Source organism: Acinetobacter sp. Brlt_5 (assembly GCF_051949055.1).
In the GTDB taxonomy this organism is placed as follows: Bacteria; Pseudomonadota; Gammaproteobacteria; order Pseudomonadales; family Moraxellaceae; genus Acinetobacter; species Acinetobacter indicus.
Genome location: NZ_JAYJLP010000005.1, coordinates 63781 through 85308 on the forward strand (window position 1 = coordinate 63781; position 21528 = coordinate 85308).

Sequence of the window (21528 nt, forward strand, 5' to 3'; positions counted from 1 at the left end):
GACCTTAGCCTAACAGGTATGCAAAATGGCTTTTTTGATGGGTACAATCGCCATCAGTTCTGATTTTTCAAACGAGAGTAAACCATGTCCCTAGATCGCATCCGTTTAGCTTCCCTACATGACAAGGTTATGAGTGCGGAGCAAGCTGCTCAATTCATCCAAGACGGTATGACTGTTGGTATGAGTGGCTTTACACGTGCCGGTGAAGCGAAAGCTGTTCCTTTGGCTTTAGTGAAACAAGCACAAGCGAATCCTCTAAAAATTACATTAATTACTGGTGCGAGCTTAGGGAACGATCTCGACAAACAACTGACTGAAGCCGGTGTACTGGCACGTCGTCTGCCTTTCCAAGTGGATAACACTTTACGTAAAGCCATCAACAAAGGCGAAGTTATGTTCATCGATCAGCACTTGTCTGAAACAGTTGAACAAATGCGTAACCAGCAGCTGAAAAAGCCAGATGTAGCGGTAATTGAAGCCGTTGCAATTACTGAAGATGGCGGCATCGTGCCAACCACTTCTGTAGGTAACTCTGCAAGCTTTGCAATTTTTGCTGAAAAAGTCATTGTTGAAATCAACACCAACTTAAGCCCGGCATTTGAAGGCTTACACGACATTTATATCCCGACCTATCGTCCTACCCGTCAACCAATTCCGTTGACCAAAGTTGACGAGCGTATCGGTACTCAAGCAATTAACATCGATCCTGCAAAAATCGTTGGTATCGTATTTAACAGCGAATTACATGACTCTCCATCAACTGTCACTGCACCAGATGACGAGACTCAATCAATTGCCAACCACTTGATCGCATTCTTTGAAAAAGAAGTAGCTGAAGACCGTTTACCGAAAAACCTCGGTCCTTTACAAGCAGGTATTGGTTCAATCGCTAACGCAGTATTGACCGGCTTGAAAGAATCAAACTTCGAAGACCTGATCATGTACTCAGAAGTACTGCAAGACTGTACTTTCGAATTGATCGATGCGGGCAAAATGAAATTTGCTTCAGGCTCATCTATTACCCTTTCTGCAAAATACGGCGAAAAAGTATTTAACAACCTGGAACAGTACAAAGATAAACTGGTTCTGCGTCCACAGGAAATTTCAAACCATCCTGAACTAGTACGTCGTTTAGGTATTATCGGCATCAACACTGCGCTTGAGTTCGATATCTACGGTAACGTGAACTCCACTCACGTATGCGGTACCAAAATGATGAACGGTATTGGTGGTTCAGGTGACTTCGCGCGTAACGCTCACCTGGCCATTTTCGTGACCAAGTCTATTGCCAAAGGCGGCGACATTTCATCTGTTGTTCCATTTGCATCACACATTGACCATGCAGAACACGACGTTGACATTCTGGTGACTGAACAGGGTCTTGCCGATCTTCGTGGTCTGGCACCGCGTGAGCGCGCTCGTGCGATTATCGACAACTGTGCACACCCAATGTACCGTGATGCATTAAACGACTACTTCGACCGCGCATGTGCAAAAGGCGGCCACACTCCTCACCTGTTACGTGAAGCGTTGGCTTGGCACAGCAACTTCGAAGAAAATGGTCACATGCTGGCCCAAGAAGCAGCGGTAAAAACGGCTTAATCTTGGCCTGAATCAGATCTAAAAAAACGCTCCTCTGGAGCGTTTTTTTATGGCTGGACAGTTTCCCCTGTCACGTCATCTATTATCGGGTCGGGTTGCGTAACTGTGAGCTAATATCGGGGAACAAGCTATTGCCCAGATTCATCTCATAATCGACCACGCCTAACGAAACATTGGGTAAATCAAGCTGGATCTGTCCATCCGGGCCACGAAATGGCGCCAGCAGGGTTTCCAGGCCACGTAGCGGGTTATCCGACTGCAGACCGGCGGCAATCGCCAGAATATGCTGCTGCAACGCGGGAGAAAGGTGATCCATATTGACCGGTTCTTTGGCCGGCATGGTAATGAGAACAGGCGGGTCCGGGTCAATGACCCGGTTTTGAGTGTCCTGCTGAATTTGCATGATCCGGTGCTGTAATGCCTTACGCTTTGCACGATCTTCCTGATACGGAATAAAGCCCACTTCCTGACGTAGTTCAGGTTCTGCCATGACCTGAAGCGTTGCTAGACGCTCGGGTTGCGCCCAGACCGACGTTGAGCCGATTCCCAGCATAATCATTACAGTCGAGGAGAACATCTGAAAGCGCGTCATACACGGCCTCCTGAACAGTAATGAAACATGTCTCTCTATTAAGCGCCAGAATGCAATCTTATTCAGCAGGATTCGTGTTATTGAGCTGTTATTAGCGTAACTGTGTTCCCGATCTGATCAGACCCAGTGAATCTTGAAGATGAAAGATGAAAGATGAAAGATGAAAGATGAAAGATGAAAGATGAAAGATGAAAGATGAAAGATGAAAGATGAAAGATGAAAGATGAAAGATGAAAGATGAAAGATGAAAGATCATGCTGCCATTTTTAAATGCCATAAAAAAAGCCCCTGCAATGCAGGGGCTTTTTGAATATGGTGGCGAGACCCAGGATCGAACTGGGGACACACGGATTTTCAATCCGTTGCTCTACCAACTGAGCTATCACGCCGATGCCGTGTATTAAGCCGCATCTGGGGAAATTAGTCAATATAAATCATGACATTTTTATTTAATCGAGTATTTTTTACCCAAAAAAAATCCCTGATGGGATCAGGGATTGAAAACGTTTAAACGTTTGAATATGGTGGCGAGACCCAGGATCGAACTGGGGACACACGGATTTTCAATCCGTTGCTCTACCAACTGAGCTATCACGCCGATGACGCGTATTAAACAATCTCCATCCGGTGCCGTCAAGCAGCTTTTGCATAAATTCAAGTATTTGTTTACTTTTACAGCATTTTGTACGCTGTCTGCTTATTTTTTAAGTGAAACGCCCATGATTCCAGTCATTTGCAGGCCAGCAGATAAAAAAAGAGAGGCGCTTGGCCTCTCTTGAATTTCATTTTAACTCGCTTAGAGCTTGTCCAGATGCGCCAGACAGCGGTGAATTGCGCCACAGCCCGGTTCAAACTGATTCACGCCTTTGGCTTCTTCCATGCGGCAGACTTCACTGACCAGACGCTCGGCCACACCACGACCACGATTGGCCGGATGCACCACAATATATTCCAGGGTCCTGCTTTCGCCCTGCCCGGTACACCAAATTGCACCAATTAATTTTGTATTAAATTCTGCGGTATAAAGTAAGGTATACTGGTTCAGATGTTGCTCGAGTTGCTCTACCGCATCCTGGCCATCACCAAACTCTGGACTGGTGTCATACAGTCGCTCAAGCTGGCTGCGCACTTCATCATTTTCCAGTGAAGTATAAGCATGTACGGTAATAGGCATTGATTAACCCTCCTGAGCAATCTAATATGCTGGGACTTCGTCGCAGCGAAACATTTTTACATCCATCATTTTTAACGTTTTTTGAGGAACGTGTCCATGACAGAACGTATCAGTGAAGTGGTAAGAAACACTAACGAAACCAAAATTCGAGTTCGTTTAAACCTCGACGGTACCGGTCAAGGCACACTCAACACTGGTATTCCATTTTTAGACCATATGATTGATCAAATCAAGCGACACGGTTTGTTTGATATTGATATTCATTGTGATGGCGATCTGGAAATTGATGACCACCATACCGTAGAAGACTGTGGTATTACCCTGGGTCAGGCCTTTGCACAGGCACTGGGCGATAAAAAAGGCTTAAAGCGTTATGGTCACTTCTATGCCCCACTCGATGAATCTTTAAGCCGTGCCGTGGTGGATTTATCTGGTCGTCCGGGCCTGTTTATGGATGTACCATTTACCCGCGCCACCATTGGCCGTTTTGATGTCGATTTATTCTCTGAATTCTTCCAGGGCTTTGTGAACCACTCGCTAATGACCGTACACATCGACAACCTGAAAGGCAAAAACAGCCACCACCAGATTGAAAGCGTGTTTAAAGCCTTTGCGCGCGCACTGCGTATGGCCTGTGAAATTGATCCACGTGCTGCCAATACTGTGGCATCGACCAAAGGTACCCTGTAATGACCCGTATTGCCCTTCTTGATTATGGCATGGGGAATTTGCACTCTGCCGCCAAAGCTTTGGAACACGTCGGTGCTACGGTGGATGTCACCAATGACCCGAAACTGATTGCCCAGGCCGATAAAATCGTGTTTCCGGGTGTCGGTGCCATGCGTGACTGTATGCAAGGCATGCATGAAGCCGGGATCGATGAGGTCGTGCGTCAGGCGGTGTTTAATAAACCGGTACTGGCCATTTGTGTGGGTATGCAGGCGCTGATGCAACATTCCGAAGAAAATGGCGGTGCCGATGCACTGGGTATTTTTGAAGGGGTGGTAAAACGCTTCCCGGAGGTTGAAGGGCTAAAAGTGCCGCACATGGGCTGGAACCAGGTGCATCAGGCTGACCCGAGCCATCCAATGTGGAACAACATTGAACAGGATGCACGTTTCTATTTTGTGCACAGTTTCTATGTCGAGCCGAAAGACAGCACAATTGTGGCAGCGACCTGTGACTATGGGCTGCAATTCTGTACCGCCCTGCACAAAGACAACCTGTTCGCGACCCAGTTCCACCCGGAAAAAAGCCATACTGCTGGTCTGCAACTGTTAAAGAACTTTGTCGACTGGAAGATTTAACACCCTTCCTCTGTTGCGCAAGATGTATAAAGCCGGGTTCGTCCCGGCTTTGTTTTTAGCTATTTTTTATTTCTTTCTTTTTTAAGCAATTTTTAGTAATATTTGACTGCTTTTTATACAACTCAATAAAAATAAAACAGGTAATTCAAAAATGCATAGCACCACTCATACCCAACACATCACGACACAAGATTCGGCACTCAGCGCGGCGGGGCGTTTTGGACGTTTCTCCTATCTGGCCTGGAACTGCCTGATTGCACTGTTAATGATTCCGGTTTTTCTGGTTTTGGCCCTGCTCTTTCCCGGGCTGATGAATATTGACCCTGCTGGCGGCATTCCGCTCACCCCGCTGGTGCTGGGCGCACTGATTTATCTGGGGGTGTTATATCTGATGTTTATTTTCACCATCCGCCGTCTGCATGACCGTAACCATACCGGCTGGCTGTCGTTACTGATGCTGGTTCCAGTGGCCAACCTGTTGCTGATGCTGTATCTGTTTTTCGCCCCGGGTGATCAACGTGTTAACAGCTATGGTCCACCACGTGCTACGGCTGGCTGGGAAGCGGCGCTGGCCTGGATTTATATTATTCTGTTGGTACTGCTATTTGCTTTTGCCATTTTTGGTGCAGTGCTGGCCTAAAAGGTCCCGCTTGCTTAAAATAAGGCCTGACAATTCAGGCCTTATTTTTATCGCCAGCCCAAGGAAAAGATGGCATGAGCTTATCTTCAACATCACCCCATATGCCCTCTTCCAGCCAGCTGGAACAGCTGCCGCGCTTTCAAAGTCTGCCACCCTCTAAAATTCATCTGATTCAAACGCTGGCCGAATGTCAGCACTATGCGCATGAACTGAATATTGCAGCGGTACTCGGCTTTGATTCGGAATCCAAACCGATTTTTAAAAGTGGCGAAGTGTCGGATGGCCCGCACCTGATTCAGCTGGCCACACTAGATCGGGCCTATCTATTTCAGATGAATGAGGAAATCTGGAACTTTCTTAAGCCAATCTTCGCCAACCGTGACCAGATTAAAGTCGGCTTTGGCCTGAAAAATGATGCCCATCTGTTTCGCAAAAAAGGCGTAGAACTGAACAGTGTGCTGGAACTGTCCAAATGCTTTCACAGCTTTGGCTTTAAAAACCCGGTCGGATTAAAACATGCCATGGCGCTGCTGTTTCAGGTCTATTTTCCCAAAAGCAAACGGCTCAGCACCTCGAACTGGGCCAATCCGGTATTAAGCACAGCACAAATGGAATATGCCGCCGCCGATGCTTATGCTCCGGTCCTGGTTTTTGAAGAATTGTTGCGTTTGGGCCTGTTGCCGAAACAGATTCCCAATACCTCGCTCAAACTCAGAATCCGGCCATCTAAAACCCCGCCCTAAACCGCTTTGAAGATCAAGCTGCACAGACAGCTGGATTTTCTTCATCGAACCTTTGTTGACCGCCTGACACAGCACAGGCTGTTTTTATTTTTGCATGCAAATATGGCATTTAGAAAATTTTCGTTTATTGCTAAGATGGGCGGCAAGAAATTTAACCGATGAAGCAAGGAGCGAAAGCATGCTGATCATCCCTGCAATTGACCTGAAAGATGGAAAATGTGTCCGTTTAAAACAAGGTCGTATGGAAGACGATACCGTATTTTCTGATGATCCGGTGGCCACTGCACAGCATTGGGTCAATGAAGGTGCGCGTCGCTTGCATCTGGTCGACTTAAATGGCGCTTTTGCAGGTACCCCAATCCATAAACCGGTGGTCGAGGCCATTGCCAAGGCACAGCCAGACCTGCCAATTCAGATTGGTGGCGGTATTCGCTCATTTGAAACCATTGAACACTACCTCGATGCAGGCGTATCTTTTGTGATTATTGGCACCAAAGCCGTTCAAGAGCCAGAATTTGTCGAACAAGCCTGCAAAAAATTCGCCGGGCATATCATTGTGGGCATTGATGCCATGAATGGCATGGTCGCGACCGATGGCTGGGCCAACGTGACTGAAGTGAAAGCCACCGATCTGGCCAAACGTTTTGCCGATGCCGGTGTCTCCAGCATTGTGTATACCGATATTGCCCGTGACGGCATGATGCAAGGAGTAAACGTCGAGCAGACTGTGAATCTGGCGCAATATTCAGGTTTACCAGTAATTGCTTCAGGCGGCGTGACCAATCTGGATGATGTCCGTAACTTAAAAGGCCAGCCGGGCATTTTAGGTGCGATTACCGGTCGTGCCATTTATGAAGGCAGCCTGAATTTGCGTGAAGCGCAATTGCTGCTCGATGAGCAAGCCCTCTAAGTGCTGCTATCAGAAAGAGGTCTTCGGGCCTCTTTTTTTATGCCCTCACCGGGTTGATGTCTTTTTTTGAATACTCGCTGATCTGCCATGTCTGATGCCCCTGTGAACCTTAAAACTACACTTAACAGCAAAGCGCCGCAACTGGCTCTGATCATGATTACCATGCTGTGGGGCGGTACCTTTGTGGCAGTCAAGCTGGCGCTGAATTATGCCAGCCCGATGTTTTTTGTCGGCTGCCGTTTTGCCGCCGCTGCACTGGCGGTCGCGCTGATTTCACTGCCGCATTTACGCGCTGTGCAAGCCAAAGAACTCTGGGCCGGTGCATTGATTGGGGCCAGCCTGACCGTTGGTTATGGTACGCAAACCGTAGGGCTGCAGACCATTAGCAGTAGTGAATCGGCATTTTTAACCGCATTATATGTGCCGCTGGTGCCGATCTTACTGTGGCTGCTGTTCCGGAAACGGCTGCATATCATGATCTGGCTGGGCGCTAGCTGTGCCTTTATCGGGCTGGTTTTACTGACCGGCAATGGTTTGGGGCAGCTACAGCTGAGTTTTGGTCAGCTGATTACCCTGCTCGGCGCCATTGCGATTGCACTGGAAATTATCCTGATCAGCCATTTTGCCGGACGGGTCAATCTGCAACGGGTCACGGTGATTCAACTGCTGTTCGCCTCCCTGTTTGCCTTTCTTGCCATGCCACTGGTCGGTGAGCAGCAACTGCCACAATTTTCCTGGATGCTGCTGCTCTTGGCGGGCGGTTTAGGTCTGGCCAGTGCACTGGTTCAGCTGGTGATGAACTGGGCGCAGCGCGCAGTCAGCCCGGCACAGGCGGCAATTATTTATGCCGGAGAACCGGTATGGGCGTCGCTGTTTGGCCGTCTGGCCGGCGAGCGTTTACCGTTTATGGCTTTGGTCGGTGGTTTTCTGGTGGTGCTGGGCGTGATTATCAGTGAATGGAAACCGAAATTTCTGCGTCAGAAACAGCAGCACACGCCATCAGCGAGCGATCTTCCGGACTAAATTTTGGGAAGATCGGTCTGATGATTCAGATATTTAAGAATACATCGGCTCATTGTCATTCAGGCGCATAATACCGCGAATAGCCCGATAGACAATCCACAGCCAGGACAGGCCAATCACCGCCAGACAGAAGGCCGAAGCACCAAAAATGACCTGGGCAAAGCGGTTCGGGTCTTCATCAATAAAGAAAATAAAAAAGAACGGCACAAAGGCCACAATATTCCAGAATAGATACCACCAGAAACTGCGAATTTGCCAAGTAAAGTGGCTTTCAAAAATCGAACCGCGTACCGCGCCGCGTTTTACATAATTGATGATTAGCGCGACGATTGCCAGCAAGCCGGCACTAAAAATCGCCACGATATACAGAAGATACAGAATAAAAGTCAGACTACGATTCGGGTCACGGTCAATGGAAGTATTCATATTGTTGTCCTGCACTCCCCGCCCCGCTATGCTCAGAGCGTCAACAGATTAAAAGGAGAAATAAACCATAAAATCAAAAGAATATTTAAGCCAATTGTACAAAAATAAATTTTACGAAAAGGTTGTTTTTGTGTTTTATGTCGCATTTTTTCCTGTGCCAGCCAGGCCGCCGGCCAGCCCCCCAGAGCCGAAACCAGATGCAGGCTCTGTTCCGGAATCCGGCGGTGACCGAGTTGGGCCGCTTCCTTGTCTTGTGCATACAGCCAATAGCTGAGTGCATTCATCAGGCTGATCAATAACAGCAGCAGGCCGTGCAATAAACCGGTCAGGGTCAGTACCGCCAGCACGAGAATATAGGCCACACACAGGATTTGCATGGCCGGACGTTTGGCCGCAGGACGCTGCCGCGGCTTGCTCACCACATCAGCACGCGGCTTGACCTGCGAGGCTTTTAAATACACCACCTGCTGGGCCCGATAGCGGCCGCGTTCATCTAGAATGACCTGATAATCCAGTGCACAACCGACAATCGGGCGCGGCCCCGGACGGGCAAAATCCTTGATATGCAAAAATACGCGGTCTTTGTCCGGATCATTGGGCTGAATAAAGCCATAGCCCTTGTCATCAAACCATTCAATTAACCGGCCCTGATCGCGCATTTCCCTACCCTTTATGTTTAAGCTGTGACGAACTTTAAGCGTTCAATCAACATATTACGCATCTCGAGCGGATTTTTCTGCAAAATTGCGTCACCGCTGCGTCCTTGCAAAGCATTTTTTTGTGCCACCTGTAAACGCATCATCCAGAAACGGCCAGCAGCCATTGCCAGATACAGCTCCAGACAGGCTTTTTCATCTTCGGTTAAAGGACGAATGCGGTCATAGGCTTTTAAAAAGGCCATGGCTTTGTCTTCATTCAGGCTGACCTGCGGATACTCAGTACAGAAGTCATTTAAGGTAATGGCAATATCAAACAGCCATTCATCCTGATTCAGCTCGTAAAAATCCAGAATGCCCTGCAGCTGATCGCCTTCAAACAGGGTATTATCGCGGAATAAATCAGAATGGATAAACCCTTTTGGACGGTCCGGATAAATCGCGGTAAGCGCTTCATACAGTCCCAGCAATTTGCTGAGCAGGACTTTATCTGCCTCGCTCAAGCTGGGTTTAATTTCCTGGGATACCGCCAGCCAGTACGCATGATCGCGGACAAAAGCGCGTTTTAAAGGAAAATCTTTTAAGGCCACATGCATTTTGGCCTGTGCCACGGCAATGGCTTCCACCTGAGCGATGCTGGCCGGCATTGGATGCTCGCCGATTAAACGCGGCGCAATCTGGGCCGGTTTCTGTTTAATCGAGTGGATGGCCTTGCCAGCATAACTGAGCGGCACCGCCACAGCCAGACCTGCCTGACCCAAATGTTCCAGTACCGGCACCAGTTCACCGGCTGCCTGTTCATCCATGTCTTCAAACACGGTCAACACATAGTGTGTACCGTCCTGAGCCACCAAAAAGTAATTGGTATTTTGAATACCGCCTTGAATCGGAATCAGATCGACCACCTCAAGTCCATAAGGGGCTGCAAAATCCTGAACTTCCTTTAAAGTCAAAGGCGTATAAACCGACATAGAAAACCTGCGAAAAATCTTACATAAGTTTGATAGAATAGCGTGTCCATCTGCCAAGGTGTAGCGCTTGTGTGGGTGAGTTTCATAATCAGCTGAAATGACTGGAAAAAATTATGCTTGCTAAACGTATTATTCCTTGCCTAGACGTAGATAACGGCCGCGTGGTGAAAGGTGTGCAATTTCTGGATATTCGTGATGCAGGTGATCCGGTTGAAGTGGCGCGTCGTTATAACGAACAGGGCGCTGATGAAATCACCTTTTTAGATATTACCGCTACCCATCATGGCCGTGACACCACCTACCGTACCGTTGAGCGTATGGCAGAAACCGTGTTTGTTCCACTGACTGTGGGCGGCGGCGTGCGTAAGGTCGAAGATATCCGTTTATTACTGAATGCCGGTGCCGACAAGGTCAGCATTAACTCGGCTGCGGTGTTTAATCCGGAATTTGTGCAGGAAGCCTCACAACGTTTTGGCGCACAATGTATTGTGGTGGCGATTGATGCCAAAAAAACCGGCGACAACAAATGGGAAATTTTCACCCACGGTGGCCGCAAACCGACCGGGATTGATGCAATTGAATGGGCCGTGAAAATGGCTGATTACGGCGCGGGTGAACTGCTAATTACCTCTATGGATGCCGATGGTACCAAAGCCGGTTATGACCTGGCACTAATGCGAACCATTAATGACCACGTCAATATTCCAACCATTGCTTCTGGCGGTGTTGGCAATTTACAGCATCTGGCAGACGGAATTTTACAAGGCGGCGCCGATGCAGTTCTGGCGGCCTCAATTTTCCACTTTGGTCAGCACACCATTCCGGAAGCCAAGCAATACTTGGCGGCACAAGGTATTGAAATGCGCCTTTAAGCCCGCTGGCTCAAAAATTTCAGAACTGAAAAAGAGTGTAGTCATACACTCTTTTTTTATGCGGCAAAGCAAAACAAATAAAAAATGAAGATAAAAAAAAGGAGTCCTGAAGACTCCCTATAAACCAAGAATTGCTACAGCGCTTGGCATTAAAACGTACATATTTCAACAGAATCACCTTCGATGTAGGCAGAAGTTCTGCCGCTATCTTCAGCTTCTTTACTATAGAAAACTTCCCTGAACAGATATTGACCATCAACGCCAATTTTATTGACAATTCACGACAACAGCTTACAAAGCAGTTGTTTTCAATCAGTTTTATTTGATCTCTATCACATAATTGATCCAGTATTATTGTTCCGCGAATATACTGACTTTGGGCCAATCAACGATGAATTTGCTCAGCAGATAAACAACCCTCTCATTAACTGGCTTTAGATAGTGGCTCAAGATCTGGGGATGGCTTTTCATTCCGGTCGACCCATTTGGCCGGGAAGAATTTTTCCGCGCCGCGGTTTAACAGTGCTGACAGCGGCTGTGGCAAGGCAATCCCGAGCGGATTCTGCTCCTGCAAATCGGGTGAAGATATAACCCGGGTGCCCAGAATATAGTCAAACCAGGGCTTGGTCACACACCAATTGGCATCCTGATTGCTGTTCATATGGTGGTCATAGTGCCAGGGAATTTTTGTTCTGGCCCACTCTGGCTCCAAATGGGCACGGCGGTGAATATAGTAATAATTCAGGGCGCTATACATGCTGCCGGCCATCATGCCTTTGGAAATCGGGAAAAAGACCAGCCCAAACACACCCGCGGCGGCGGCCAGCGAAATAATCTCGTTTTTATTGCGCCAGTGCGACCAGCCAATCACATAGCTTTCATCATTAAACTGATTTTTCCGCACCTCACGATGATGCTCCCAATGCGAACGCATACTACGTGGCACCGGACTGTGACGCGGCTGCCCCGGCCGATGGGTACCATGTAATACATATTTATGTGCCACCCATTCAAAGGCATTGGCCACCAATAAACCTGCAATAAATCCTTTTAACATGCTCCAGTCCTCCTGTGCTTTTCCTTCACTATAAGCGTCGGCACAGGCTAGATATTGACGGAAAAATTGAATATGATTGACAAATCACGACAAGAATAAAATGACAAGCTATGCAACGGATAAAGGATTATACCGGCTCGATTTATGGTGGCTTGGCCCAGTTGTTGTACGACTTTTATCAAGCACAACAGCTGCCGGTTCCAGAAAAATTACAGCAGGTTCAACATCAGGAACGTTTTGATTATATTCTCTGGCGCGACTTGCTGACCGAACTGGAACAGCAGCTACAGCGTCCGGCGTTGGGACTGGAAATTGCCGCACTGGTGCAGCCCAAACATCTGGGCATTATTGCCTATATTGCCCTGTCCTGTGACAATCTGGGCGAAGCGTTGCAACGCTATCATGACTTTCACCGGCTGGTCTACGACGGCAGTCCGTTACAGGTGGAAGTGCAAGGTAATTATCTCTCCATTCGCTGGGCTGACCTGCCGCCAACCATGACCACGCAACTGACCAATGAAATTGCCATTGCGCTGATGGTGGAGTTCCTGAAACATTTTATGGAGTTTCAGGATATTTGCCTGCATGAAGTACATTTCCAGAATCCGGCGCCACGGCATGTGGCGCTGTATGAGCAGTATTTTCATTGCAAGGTACGTTTTTCCCAGGAAAAAACCCAGGTGCTGATGCCATTGCAGGAACTGTCGAAACCCTTTTATCAGGGAGATCAGACCTTACAGCATTTATTGCTTCAACAGGCCAAGGCACTGCTGGAAAAACTGCCAAACTCCACCCAGATTGATCACCGTTTACAGCAAGCGATTCTGACCGGTTTACAACGCAATATGTACCAGATTGAGCATATTGCCCAACAGCTGAATTTGTCAGTACGGCAGCTACAACGGCATTTACAGCAGCAAGGCACCACCTATCAGCAACGGATTCAGGAAGTGCGCTGCTTACTGGCCGAACAATATTTAAAAGATCCACATTTAAGCCTACAGGAAATTGCCCTGCTGCTCGGCTATTCGGAACAGAGTGCCTTTCAGCGTGCCTTTAAACAATGGACCCAACACACTCCACAGCAATGGCGTCAGAACAACTTAATCAATCTTTCATCTTTTTAGTTTAATTTGAAGCGTATAAAGTGGTTGGCAAGAAAGACTAATCTTGCTGCACGCCCGACAAGCTCACTTCGGTGGGCTTTTTTATATTTTAAATGAACAGTTTATTAGTTAGAGCGTAAAAACCCTGTCCTCTAAGACAGGAAGAATGTCAAAGAAAAGGATTTTCGATTTCCCGTACTTCGGTACGCTGGACTTTTTCAGGCAGATTTGGCTCTTTTTCCAGAGCCGCAACCACCTCATTCAGCAGTGCCTGCAAGGCTTTAGCCGCAGCCAGACCCGCCTGGTCCTTGGTGAGCTGTAAATTGCCATAGACATTCACGCAGTCCAGATCATTCTCGACAGTCAGATCATGAATGGCATGAGATTCTGTCCCATGTTGAAACGGTTTAAACATACCCACCTCGGCCGTAATGCTGGTTGTTGTGGCAGGATCAATTGCTCATCCTGCCGTTTATATGTGCTGATCAGCTTTTATTCATTAACTGTAAGATATAGTGCAACAAGGCCTCAATCAACTGCTTAATGATGGCATCCTGGGTTTCGGCATCCAAGGTTGTACCACTGGCAGTGGCCGTGCTACCGCCAGATTTAAACTGACGCTGTAAGGCCTGTAGCTGCTCCGGGACAACATCTTCAGCACACTGACTTTCTGCATCCCAATGCGAATATTCCAGTGGTTTATTGGCTTTTACTGCGTTGGCGGTCAGCGGCAATTTATAGGTATTGCGTTTTTGCTCTTCGGTCAGCTGCGGAAACAGGTTAATGCCTAACTGTTCTTCTAAATAACAGACGCTGACCACCTTGACCTGCAGGGAGTTGTCATTCGGTGCGTAGTAGGCGCCAATTGCGCCGGTTTTAGGTAAGTAAATGGCTTTATACACCGAGGTTGGAACAATCACCCCATTACCAATCGCTTTCAGTTTTTTGCCACTAAAAGTCGGCCCGGTGATGACATACACATCCTGTTTATGCTTGGTCACCAGCGCACGGGTGGCTTCTTCCAGTTCACGCCAGACCTGCTGATTATTCTTCGGCGCTTGCGGCACCATATTGGCCAGCGAGAAACTGTCGTATTGCGCCGCTTTATTGGACATATCCGCATTTGGGGCCATATGTCCGCGGTCATAACCTGAACCACGATAATCCGCCAAGGTCGCGCGGTGCTGCTCTTTCACCCGCTCTTCTTCATGGAAACTGTCTTCACGGGGAATTTTCTGGCTTAAACGCGCCGGGGTCAGACTTTCAGCCACCCACAGCGGGGTTTTGGACACGCCGGAATACATCACATTAAAACCATTAAAGCACAGCGGATAACTGTCTTTGCGCAGGCTGTCTTTAATTAAATACGGCGGCACATCACGGTAAAATTGTTCCAGACAGGCACTATTCGAAGTGCTTGGTGTCAAGGACATCCACTGGCTGATTTTTTCCTGTCCAAAGGCAATCGCGAAACTGCCAGCGGCCACCACACCTAAAACAACTTTTAAACTTCCTTGATGAAAAAAGGGAAAGAGAGGCGGATTTGTACTGCGCTTTTTTCTGGCCATTACACTGCTAAAAACTATAAGAATCACATATTGGCCGAGCTTAACAAGGGGTCTGCAGCTTGTATATGTTCTGGCTGTTGTTCGCTTAACAATTAGACAATAAACCGCTGTACAGGCGGTGACTGTGTAACAGTCTGTCAGAGTTTTAACACAGTTTATGATAAGTCTGGATGGCTTTCAGTGTGCTGCGTTGCGTCAGGCCAGTGTTATATGCCAAGGTAGTTCACGAAAAAATCGTGTGATAAAAATTTGATGGAGGAATCTATGTATTCCAAATTACTGGGTGCCGGCCTGATTACCGGTTTAATGAGTGCAACTGCCTTTGCCGAACCTCCCATTCAACCGGGTGATACCCTGGAAAGCTTATCGAAAGCCAAAGTGGTGACCACGGTTAATGGTCAGCCGGGTTCATTGCAGGATATCGTGGCCAGCGGTCAGGTGCGCATTGTCTCTGAAGCCAATCCGCAAGTGGTTCAGCCGATGCCGACCAATCCGCAGCTGGATGTGATTCCGGCAGATGCACCCGCCCAGGTACCAGGCCATGATGCTCCGGTACAAGCGGTTGCACCCGATGCATCAGCGCTGACCTCACAACCGGTACCGGCTGGCCAGTCAACTGATCCGTTGGCCCAGGGCGCACAGCCTATTACTGAACCACCCGCAGCAGAGTTGACTGCACCTGCAGCGGAAGCCGCCCAGAATGCAGCGCCCATGATGGACTCCTCAGCTGAAGCGCCGGTGAATGGTATAGAAGCCGAAACCGATGTTACCCAGGAAGCCTTAGCCGCTGCACCAGAAGCAGCACCAATGGCAGACCCTGCTATTCAGGCCGCACCTGAAGCTGGCGCCGAGCAAATGCAAGCGCCTGTTCAAGCCTTACCTGAAGCCCCAAGCCTGAATGAAGCCAATTAAAGACCTGTTTTAGGCTTTTATCCTCCAAAAAAAACCAGAGCTATGCTCTGGTTTTTTTATTGCAGTTGCGTTGAGACCACGCCGTTGCATCAGATCTGGATTTGACTGCCCAGCTCCACAACCCGGTTGGTCGGAATCTGGTAGAAGTCACTGACCGGACTGGTATTGCGCTGCATCGAAATAAACAGCTTTTCCCGCCACGGTGCCATGCCTTCGCCGACTGTGCTGATAATGCGTTCACGTGAAATAAAGAAGCTCATTTGCATCATGTCGAATTCAAAGCCCAATTCATCATAGGCCTGCTTTAACGCGCGCGGAATATTCGGCTGATCTTTAAAACCGTAATAGATAAAAATCCGGTAAAAACGTTCATCTAGCCGTTCAATCTGCACCCGCTCTTCTTGCGGCACATACGGAATATCGCGCGTCACCACCGTCACCATAATATTGCGCTCATGCAACACCTTATTGTGCTTGATGTTATGCAGCATCGCATGTGGCACGATATTCGGCGTACCAGTCAAGAATACCGCTTCGCCCGGCACAAATTTGGTGTCATTGCCCATGCTGATACTTTTAATAAACAGCTCAATCGGCAAGGCATCTTTTTCCAGATGATGAATCAGCAAGGCACGGCCATCTTTCCAGGTCATCAGGAGGATAAATACAATGGCACCAATTAAAATTGGTACCCAGCCACCGGCGACAATTTTCAGTGAGGTTGAACCGACAAAAATCAGATCCAGAATTAAAAAAGGCAGTGCAAACAGCAGCACTTTCCACACCGGCCAGCGCCAGAAACCATAGGCCAGAATGGAAATTAAAATGGTGCCGCAGAGCATGGTCATGGTCACCGCTACGCCATAGGCACTGGCCAGATTGGCACTGTTTTCAAACAGCAGAATCAGAATCACCACCGATACAAACAGTACCCAGTTAATGAACGGCAGATAAATCTGGCCCTGTTCCACTTCTGAGGTATGCTTGACCGATAAACGCGGCAAATAACGCAGCTGAATAGCCTGATTGACCATCGAAAATACGCCAGTAATCACCGCCTGTGAGGCAATCACCGCCGCAGCCGTGGCCAGCGCAATCATCGGATACAGACCCCAGTCCGGCACCAGCAGATAGAAAGGATTGGTAATCGCATCCGGATCACGCAGCAACAAGGCGCCCTGTCCGGCGTAATTCAATAACAGACATGGCAGCACAATCACAAACCAGGCCATCCGGATTGGCAAGCGGCCAAAATGACCCATATCGGCATAAATCGCTTCACCACCGGTCATGGTCAGAATCACCGCGCCCATGGTTAAAAAGGCCACATAAGGCTGTTCCAGCACAAAGTTGATGGCCCAGTGCGGGCTGACCATCGCCAGCACATACGGCGTCTGGATAATACTCCACAGCCCCACCCCGCCAATCGACAGGAACCAGAGCAGGGTCAACGGCCCAAAGAAGGTGCCCATGATGCCGGTGCCATGACGCTGCACCAGAAACAGTCCGGCCAGAATCCCGATAGATAAAGGAATCAGCCACTGGTTAAACATCGGGGTGGCAATACTCAGCCCCTCAATCGCCGACAGCACCGAAATGGCCGGGGTAATAATCCCATCACCAAAGAACAATGATGCGCCAATAAAGCCCAGTGCAATCAGGTAGATTTTCTTCTGTTCGGAAATACGGGTGGTACGCAGGTTTAAGGCCAGCAGCGACATAATCCCGCCTTCGCCGTTGTTGTCTGCGCGCATGATGATGGTGACGTATTTAAAGCTGATGGTCAGCATCATGCACCAGAAGATCAGCGATAAAATCCCCAGAACACTGCCTTCAGAAATGGCCAGATGTGCGGTCAGGAAACATTGACGCAAGGCATAGAGTGGACTCGTTCCAATGTCACCAAAAACTACGCCCAGTGCCGCGAGGGTAATCACAGGCAGGGCGGCTTTTTTTGCAGTACTTTGCATAGAATGTCTTCATGGATAGACCGTATTTTTGCGCATAATAGCACCAGCCCAAAAGTTTTTCCGCAAATCAATTGTTTCAGCTTGGCAGAGTGACTTTTTTTGGGTATTATCCACGGCCTATGGTGAGGTGTCCGAGTGGCTGAAGGAGCACGCCTGGAAAGTGTGTATACGTTGACGCGTATCGAGGGTTCGAATCCCTCTCTCACCGCCAGAATGTTTAAAAAGACTCAAATTGTAAAATTTGGGTCTTTTTTTATGCTTCGACTTTTCTGCTTTTTCAAAATTATTCAGTTCCAGACAGTGAAATTATCTGATTGTTTCTGGATTAGATTTTAAAATAACAACAGTACTTTTATTTTTTTGAATTTAAAAACTTGAGCCTGAATACATCCGCTAAGTTTTAAATTCATCAGCTTTTGAATTTAAATTTATAGTTGAAAAAGCAGAGCATCTATCGCATCTGCTTCCCTAAAATTTAAATGGATGGTCAAGTTTTTAACACAGATAAAATAGGAAACCTGAGATAGACTTTTTCTATCAAATTCAAAACTATATTGATAAATTCATTAACTTGAAGCGCTTATTTTTCCAGCACCATCTCAGGCTTTGCTGAAAATAGCATCAATTTTTCTGACTCCCCGTTCATCTCTTGGGTTGTTAAGCATGATCTTCGGGTTATGCCATCCTGCCGCATATATGTGAAAGTTACAGCCTGCCACAGTTCCAACCTGTTTTTAAACCACAGATGTCAACAAAAAGTCATCATCTCATGCTACAACAATAAAAAGTAGCATAGAATTCGCAAGCTTTACAGCAGCAAGCATTGTGCTATGTTAAACACAGACCTAAACAGAACAAGGAGAACAATAGGCAAAATAAACAACTGTTTAAAACTATTAACTTAAAAAATATTCTTCATTTAATCGTGCCAAAAAAGATGTTTAAAGCCAATCAGTCAAAAAACTGCTATTCGGGAGCGAGCATGAATAACAGCGCAAATTATGTCAAACAAATTAAAAATGCCAAACGTGGTGGTTATACCCCCACCATCGCCAAAGACCTCAATCGACATAAAATTCAAAAAGCCCTTAAACTTATTGAGCAGTGGAGATCTCTCGCCAACGAACTCAAACCACAAATGCAACTCGATATGGCTTTTACCCTTGAAGAATGTGCACAAGATTTAGACCGTATTTTAAGGAGCAAGTAGCACGCCTCTGCGGCACTTAACCCCCCTTTATTTTAAATTCAAAACAATAGCTCACCCTGAACGTGAGCTATTGTTGTCTTGAGCAGAAACTTGCCTCTTCCACGATGTTTAAGCGCGAAAACAAGAGCTGGATAAAAATAAAACAGCGCCTGTCGCCTACTTTTAATTGCTTATTTTTTCGCTTGCGCCCGAATTAAAAATCTGTAAAATGCAACTCCACAATGCCGGCATAGCTCAGTTGGTAGAGCAACTGACTTGTAATCAGTAGGTCCACAGTTCGAATCCGTGTGCCGGCACCATTTTCTTAGGCTCGCTATTTTAGTGGGCCTTTGTTGTTTTTATGGCGCTATTTTTTCTGCTTTATTGCGTGTGTGCGGTCACTTGCACATATCTCACCAAGCCATCTTTATATAAACGTCGGCACAGCTTTGCGGTCATGGCAATCTTGATCCGGTCCAGACCTGGACTGTGCTGCGGCCAGTGCAGCTGCTGGATATATTCGGCAAATCCGTTTAACACTGGTGCAGATAAATCTTCAATCTGAATCTGGGTAAAACCGCGTTCCTGCAAACACTGCTCCAGTTGTACTGCGGTTTTCAGTTCCGGCAACGACACATCCGCCGCCTTTAATAAAGCGCGATAAGAATGCTGCTGCACAGTATTTGAATTTAAAAACTGCGGTGACAGTATCAGGGTGTGAAAACCCAGACGGCCTTTTGAATTTAAAACCGGTTGCACGGCATCCAGAAATGAATTCAAAGCATGATGATAGGCCGCATCAATACACAGCACCACATCAAACGGCGCCAGAGGCATGAGATTTTTTAAATTTAAAAAAGACTGCGCATAGATGGGCAGCTCTGGCCAGCGCGCTTGAATCTGCTCGACACAGGTCGTTTGCAGTTCAACGGCGGTAATATTTGAGAGTTGATAATGCTGTTGCCAGTGCAACAGGCTGGCGCCCTGTCCACAGCCTAAATCGAGCAGCCGATCTGTGGATTGCAACTGAACGGCTTCGGCCAAATGATCGGCCAGCTGCTGGCACGCCGCCGGATAGTCCTGTGCAGATGAGTGCCAGTAGCCCAGATTGCTCCAGGGCAACTCGGCAGGATCTCCCAAAAGCGCTGCATTGATTGCATATTTATAGGAAGGAGCCTGTCGAAAAATTGCCTGAAGCCAGCGCATAGATTAATAGCCGAGTTGGGGAGCAACCTCTACTTTAGGTTTTAAGCCCACAAACGGCAACGGTGCACCAAAAATTTCTGCAATATGCATGGCTGAAGTCACGGCTGATTCTAAAATTGGCAAGCCGTCACATGACCATGAACCACAGAAGAACACCTTACGATCAGCGACTTTATGACGCTGTTGCAATTCTTTGTTCAGTGCCACGGTTTTTGAATCCACCACCGCACGGGTCAGGGTGACAGAAGAAATGACTTTCTTCGGATCAATAGGCGTGACCGGACGCCAGGTCTGGAACACCGGCGTTTTACCGACCAGCGATGGCTCAATCGAGTTTAGCCAGACAGTAAATTGCTGACGGGTAAACTTGCGGTCCATCATATAGCTCAGTACCGACCAGTCTTTGCGTTTTGGCGGCATCACTGTGCTATCGGTATGAATCACCAGTTCGCCCTGTTCAAACTTGAACTGCTTTAACAAGGCAATATCTTCGGCAAACTGTTCACGATCAAGGAAGTTCTCGATATTGGTGGTTGGGGTGGCCACCACCACACGGTCAAATACCGCAGTTTCGCCTTCGGCATTTTTGACATAGACCTGATCATCTTGCTGGCTAATATGGGTGATGGGTGAACCACTCTTGATATGAATACCTTCAATCAGCTTATTCACCAGCGCCGGAGTGCCACCCTGAATACGCAACAGCGCATCACCATCGGTCAATTGACGCAAGAAGGTCAACAGCGGCTTCGCTGGCCATTCGCCAATGGTTTTCGGGTTACAGGTACAGATGGTGTACAACACCGGCATTACCGCGCCATGCCAGAACACTTCTTCAATTTCATTCTGGTTGATGAACTCGGCCAGGGTAATGTCCTGATTCTTCGACCGGAAGAATTTGGCAATTGCCGTTTTTAACTGCAACATGCCTTTAACCAGACGCCAGCCGTATTGCTGCAAGCCTTTACGGTTATTGATAATCGGGAAATTCCCGATACGCGTACGCGAGGTGGTTAACCAGGTTTCGGTCCGGTCCTCAAACAACCAGCTACAGGCCATATAGGTCCGTACCGGGAAGGTCGGAATACCCAGATAAGTGGCTAAACTGAGCGTGTTTTTCCACAAATGCGGATTCATGACCCGCAGCGGTGCGTCAATTAAACCGCCTTCAAACTCAGTACTGTGGCTGTCCATTCCACGTCCAGGCAGAGCTTCAAAAATTGTAATGTTATGCCCTGCATCTTTAAGAATTCTTGCGGTAGCTAGCCCAGCCATGCCACTACCGATGACTGCAATATCCAAAACGTCTTATCCGTTAATGAAAACATTGACCGAAATTATGAACCATGCCTTGCCAAAATGAGCTATTAAAAACTACCAGATTCACCCTTTTTACAAAGTGTAATAAAGTTCTAAAATGCCACTTCTGTTACATTTTTTAACGTATTTTCAAGCCCCGTGTAAATGTAAGAAATACCTGAAATTTTATTTATTAATTTTTAAAAATCATTTAAAAACAATAGGTATAAATTAACCAGTTTTAGAATAGTTGTTTTACAAAGTGCGTGCTTTCCGCTAGTATACGCTCCACACAATAATGACAA

The 21528-nt window shown here is 47.5% G+C and carries 22 protein-coding genes and 4 tRNA genes; 13 read left to right on the top strand and 13 right to left on the bottom strand.

Annotation, left to right across the window (positions count from 1 at the left end; translation table 11 throughout):
• The first annotated feature begins 84 nt into the window (after positions 1-84).
• Positions 85-1602: an acetyl-CoA hydrolase/transferase family protein gene (locus tag VF685_RS05090; protein ID WP_005180567.1), complete on the top strand. Its 1518-nt coding sequence runs from the start codon at positions 85-87 to the stop codon at positions 1600-1602.
• 82 nt (positions 1603-1684) lie between these two features.
• Here VF685_RS05090 and VF685_RS05095 read toward each other — a convergent pair whose 3' ends face one another.
• From VF685_RS05095 to VF685_RS05110, 4 genes are all read right to left on the bottom strand, one after another.
• On the bottom strand, positions 1685-2194 hold the full coding sequence (locus VF685_RS05095) for a hypothetical protein (protein ID WP_005180572.1): 510 nt from the start codon (positions 2192-2194) through the stop codon (positions 1685-1687).
• A 313-nt stretch (positions 2195-2507) separates the two neighbouring features.
• Positions 2508-2583, bottom strand: a tRNA-Phe gene (locus VF685_RS05100).
• A 133-nt stretch (positions 2584-2716) separates the two neighbouring features.
• Positions 2717-2792: transfer RNA gene (locus tag VF685_RS05105), tRNA-Phe, on the bottom strand.
• Positions 2793-2990: 198 nt separating this feature from the next.
• A complete protein-coding gene (locus VF685_RS05110; RefSeq protein WP_016658426.1) occupies positions 2991-3368 on the bottom strand; it encodes a GNAT family N-acetyltransferase in 378 nt (125 codons plus the stop codon).
• Between the two features lie 96 nt (positions 3369-3464).
• On the opposite strand from VF685_RS05110, the gene hisB reads away from it, so the two are divergent.
• The 6 genes from hisB to VF685_RS05140 all read left to right on the top strand — a co-directional run bounded on the left by hisB (position 3465) and on the right by VF685_RS05140 (position 7991).
• A complete protein-coding gene (gene hisB / locus VF685_RS05115; protein ID WP_005180581.1) occupies positions 3465-4058 on the top strand; it encodes an imidazoleglycerol-phosphate dehydratase HisB in 594 nt (197 codons plus the stop codon).
• On the top strand, positions 4058-4675 hold the full coding sequence (hisH, locus tag VF685_RS05120) for an imidazole glycerol phosphate synthase subunit HisH (RefSeq protein WP_168370780.1): 618 nt from the start codon (positions 4058-4060) through the stop codon (positions 4673-4675). Before hisB ends, hisH begins: the two co-directional genes overlap by 1 nt.
• 151 nt (positions 4676-4826) lie before the next feature.
• Positions 4827-5315: a DUF805 domain-containing protein gene (locus tag VF685_RS05125; RefSeq protein ID WP_104513225.1), complete on the top strand. Its 489-nt coding sequence runs from the start codon at positions 4827-4829 to the stop codon at positions 5313-5315.
• A 74-nt stretch (positions 5316-5389) separates the two neighbouring features.
• Entirely contained in the window at positions 5390-6058 is a 669-nt protein-coding gene (locus VF685_RS05130; protein ID WP_016658423.1) for a 3'-5' exonuclease, read from the top strand.
• 178 nt (positions 6059-6236) lie between these two features.
• A complete protein-coding gene (gene hisA, locus VF685_RS05135) occupies positions 6237-6968 on the top strand; it encodes a 1-(5-phosphoribosyl)-5-[(5-phosphoribosylamino)methylideneamino]imidazole-4-carboxamide isomerase (RefSeq protein ID WP_005180591.1) in 732 nt (243 codons plus the stop codon).
• Between the two features lie 87 nt (positions 6969-7055).
• The gene (locus tag VF685_RS05140) at positions 7056-7991 is read left to right on the top strand and encodes a DMT family transporter (protein WP_005180595.1); all 936 of its coding nucleotides are present in this window, start codon (positions 7056-7058) and stop codon (positions 7989-7991) included.
• A 33-nt stretch (positions 7992-8024) separates the two neighbouring features.
• Here the strand turns inward: VF685_RS05140 and VF685_RS05145 are convergent, their stop codons facing one another.
• The 3 genes from VF685_RS05145 to VF685_RS05155 are packed head-to-tail and all read right to left on the bottom strand — an operon-like array spanning position 8025 to position 10044.
• On the bottom strand, positions 8025-8417 hold the full coding sequence (locus VF685_RS05145) for a DUF4870 family protein (protein WP_005180599.1): 393 nt from the start codon (positions 8415-8417) through the stop codon (positions 8025-8027).
• A gap of 32 nt (positions 8418-8449) precedes the next feature.
• Entirely contained in the window at positions 8450-9076 is a 627-nt protein-coding gene (locus tag VF685_RS05150; protein ID WP_005180601.1) for a DUF1294 domain-containing protein, read from the bottom strand.
• A gap of 17 nt (positions 9077-9093) precedes the next feature.
• The gene (locus VF685_RS05155; protein WP_005180603.1) at positions 9094-10044 is read right to left on the bottom strand and encodes a homoserine kinase; all 951 of its coding nucleotides are present in this window, start codon (positions 10042-10044) and stop codon (positions 9094-9096) included.
• A gap of 113 nt (positions 10045-10157) precedes the next feature.
• On the opposite strand from VF685_RS05155, the gene hisF reads away from it, so the two are divergent.
• A complete protein-coding gene (gene hisF / locus VF685_RS05160; RefSeq protein ID WP_005180605.1) occupies positions 10158-10916 on the top strand; it encodes an imidazole glycerol phosphate synthase subunit HisF in 759 nt (252 codons plus the stop codon).
• Between the two features lie 424 nt (positions 10917-11340).
• On the opposite strand, the gene VF685_RS05165 is transcribed toward hisF, so the two are convergent.
• Positions 11341-11973: a sterol desaturase family protein gene (locus VF685_RS05165; RefSeq protein ID WP_163141051.1), complete on the bottom strand. Its 633-nt coding sequence runs from the start codon at positions 11971-11973 to the stop codon at positions 11341-11343.
• Positions 11974-12083: 110 nt separating this feature from the next.
• Between VF685_RS05165 and VF685_RS05170 the strand changes: the two genes are divergently transcribed.
• Entirely contained in the window at positions 12084-13100 is a 1017-nt protein-coding gene (locus VF685_RS05170) for an AraC family transcriptional regulator (protein WP_005180609.1), read from the top strand.
• Positions 13101-13248: 148 nt separating this feature from the next.
• On the opposite strand, the gene VF685_RS05175 is transcribed toward VF685_RS05170, so the two are convergent.
• A complete protein-coding gene (locus VF685_RS05175; RefSeq protein WP_005180612.1) occupies positions 13249-13494 on the bottom strand; it encodes a hypothetical protein in 246 nt (81 codons plus the stop codon).
• 70 nt (positions 13495-13564) lie between these two features.
• On the bottom strand, positions 13565-14647 hold the full coding sequence (locus VF685_RS05180) for a DNA/RNA non-specific endonuclease (protein ID WP_163170455.1): 1083 nt from the start codon (positions 14645-14647) through the stop codon (positions 13565-13567).
• Between the two features lie 264 nt (positions 14648-14911).
• On the opposite strand from VF685_RS05180, the gene VF685_RS05185 reads away from it, so the two are divergent.
• Positions 14912-15559 (top strand): hypothetical protein, encoded by a 648-nt coding sequence (locus VF685_RS05185; protein ID WP_104513219.1) that lies wholly within the window; start codon positions 14912-14914, stop codon positions 15557-15559.
• A gap of 89 nt (positions 15560-15648) precedes the next feature.
• On the opposite strand, the gene VF685_RS05190 is transcribed toward VF685_RS05185, so the two are convergent.
• A complete protein-coding gene (locus VF685_RS05190; RefSeq protein WP_286384670.1) occupies positions 15649-17529 on the bottom strand; it encodes a potassium transporter Kup in 1881 nt (626 codons plus the stop codon).
• A gap of 121 nt (positions 17530-17650) precedes the next feature.
• On the opposite strand from VF685_RS05190, the gene VF685_RS05195 reads away from it, so the two are divergent.
• From VF685_RS05195 to VF685_RS05205, 3 genes are all read left to right on the top strand, one after another.
• A tRNA-Ser gene (locus VF685_RS05195) sits at positions 17651-17740 on the top strand.
• A 771-nt stretch (positions 17741-18511) separates the two neighbouring features.
• Positions 18512-18739: a hypothetical protein gene (locus VF685_RS05200; RefSeq protein ID WP_005180651.1), complete on the top strand. Its 228-nt coding sequence runs from the start codon at positions 18512-18514 to the stop codon at positions 18737-18739.
• 223 nt (positions 18740-18962) lie between these two features.
• Positions 18963-19038, top strand: a tRNA-Thr gene (locus VF685_RS05205).
• Positions 19039-19099: 61 nt separating this feature from the next.
• On the opposite strand, the gene VF685_RS05210 is transcribed toward VF685_RS05205, so the two are convergent.
• Together VF685_RS05210 and VF685_RS05215 are read right to left on the bottom strand one after the other, a co-directional pair.
• Positions 19100-19924: an SAM-dependent methyltransferase gene (locus tag VF685_RS05210; protein WP_286384672.1), complete on the bottom strand. Its 825-nt coding sequence runs from the start codon at positions 19922-19924 to the stop codon at positions 19100-19102.
• Positions 19925-19927: 3 nt separating this feature from the next.
• Entirely contained in the window at positions 19928-21226 is a 1299-nt protein-coding gene (locus VF685_RS05215) for an FAD-dependent oxidoreductase (RefSeq protein ID WP_034598019.1), read from the bottom strand.
• Positions 21227-21528: the final 302 nt, after the last annotated feature.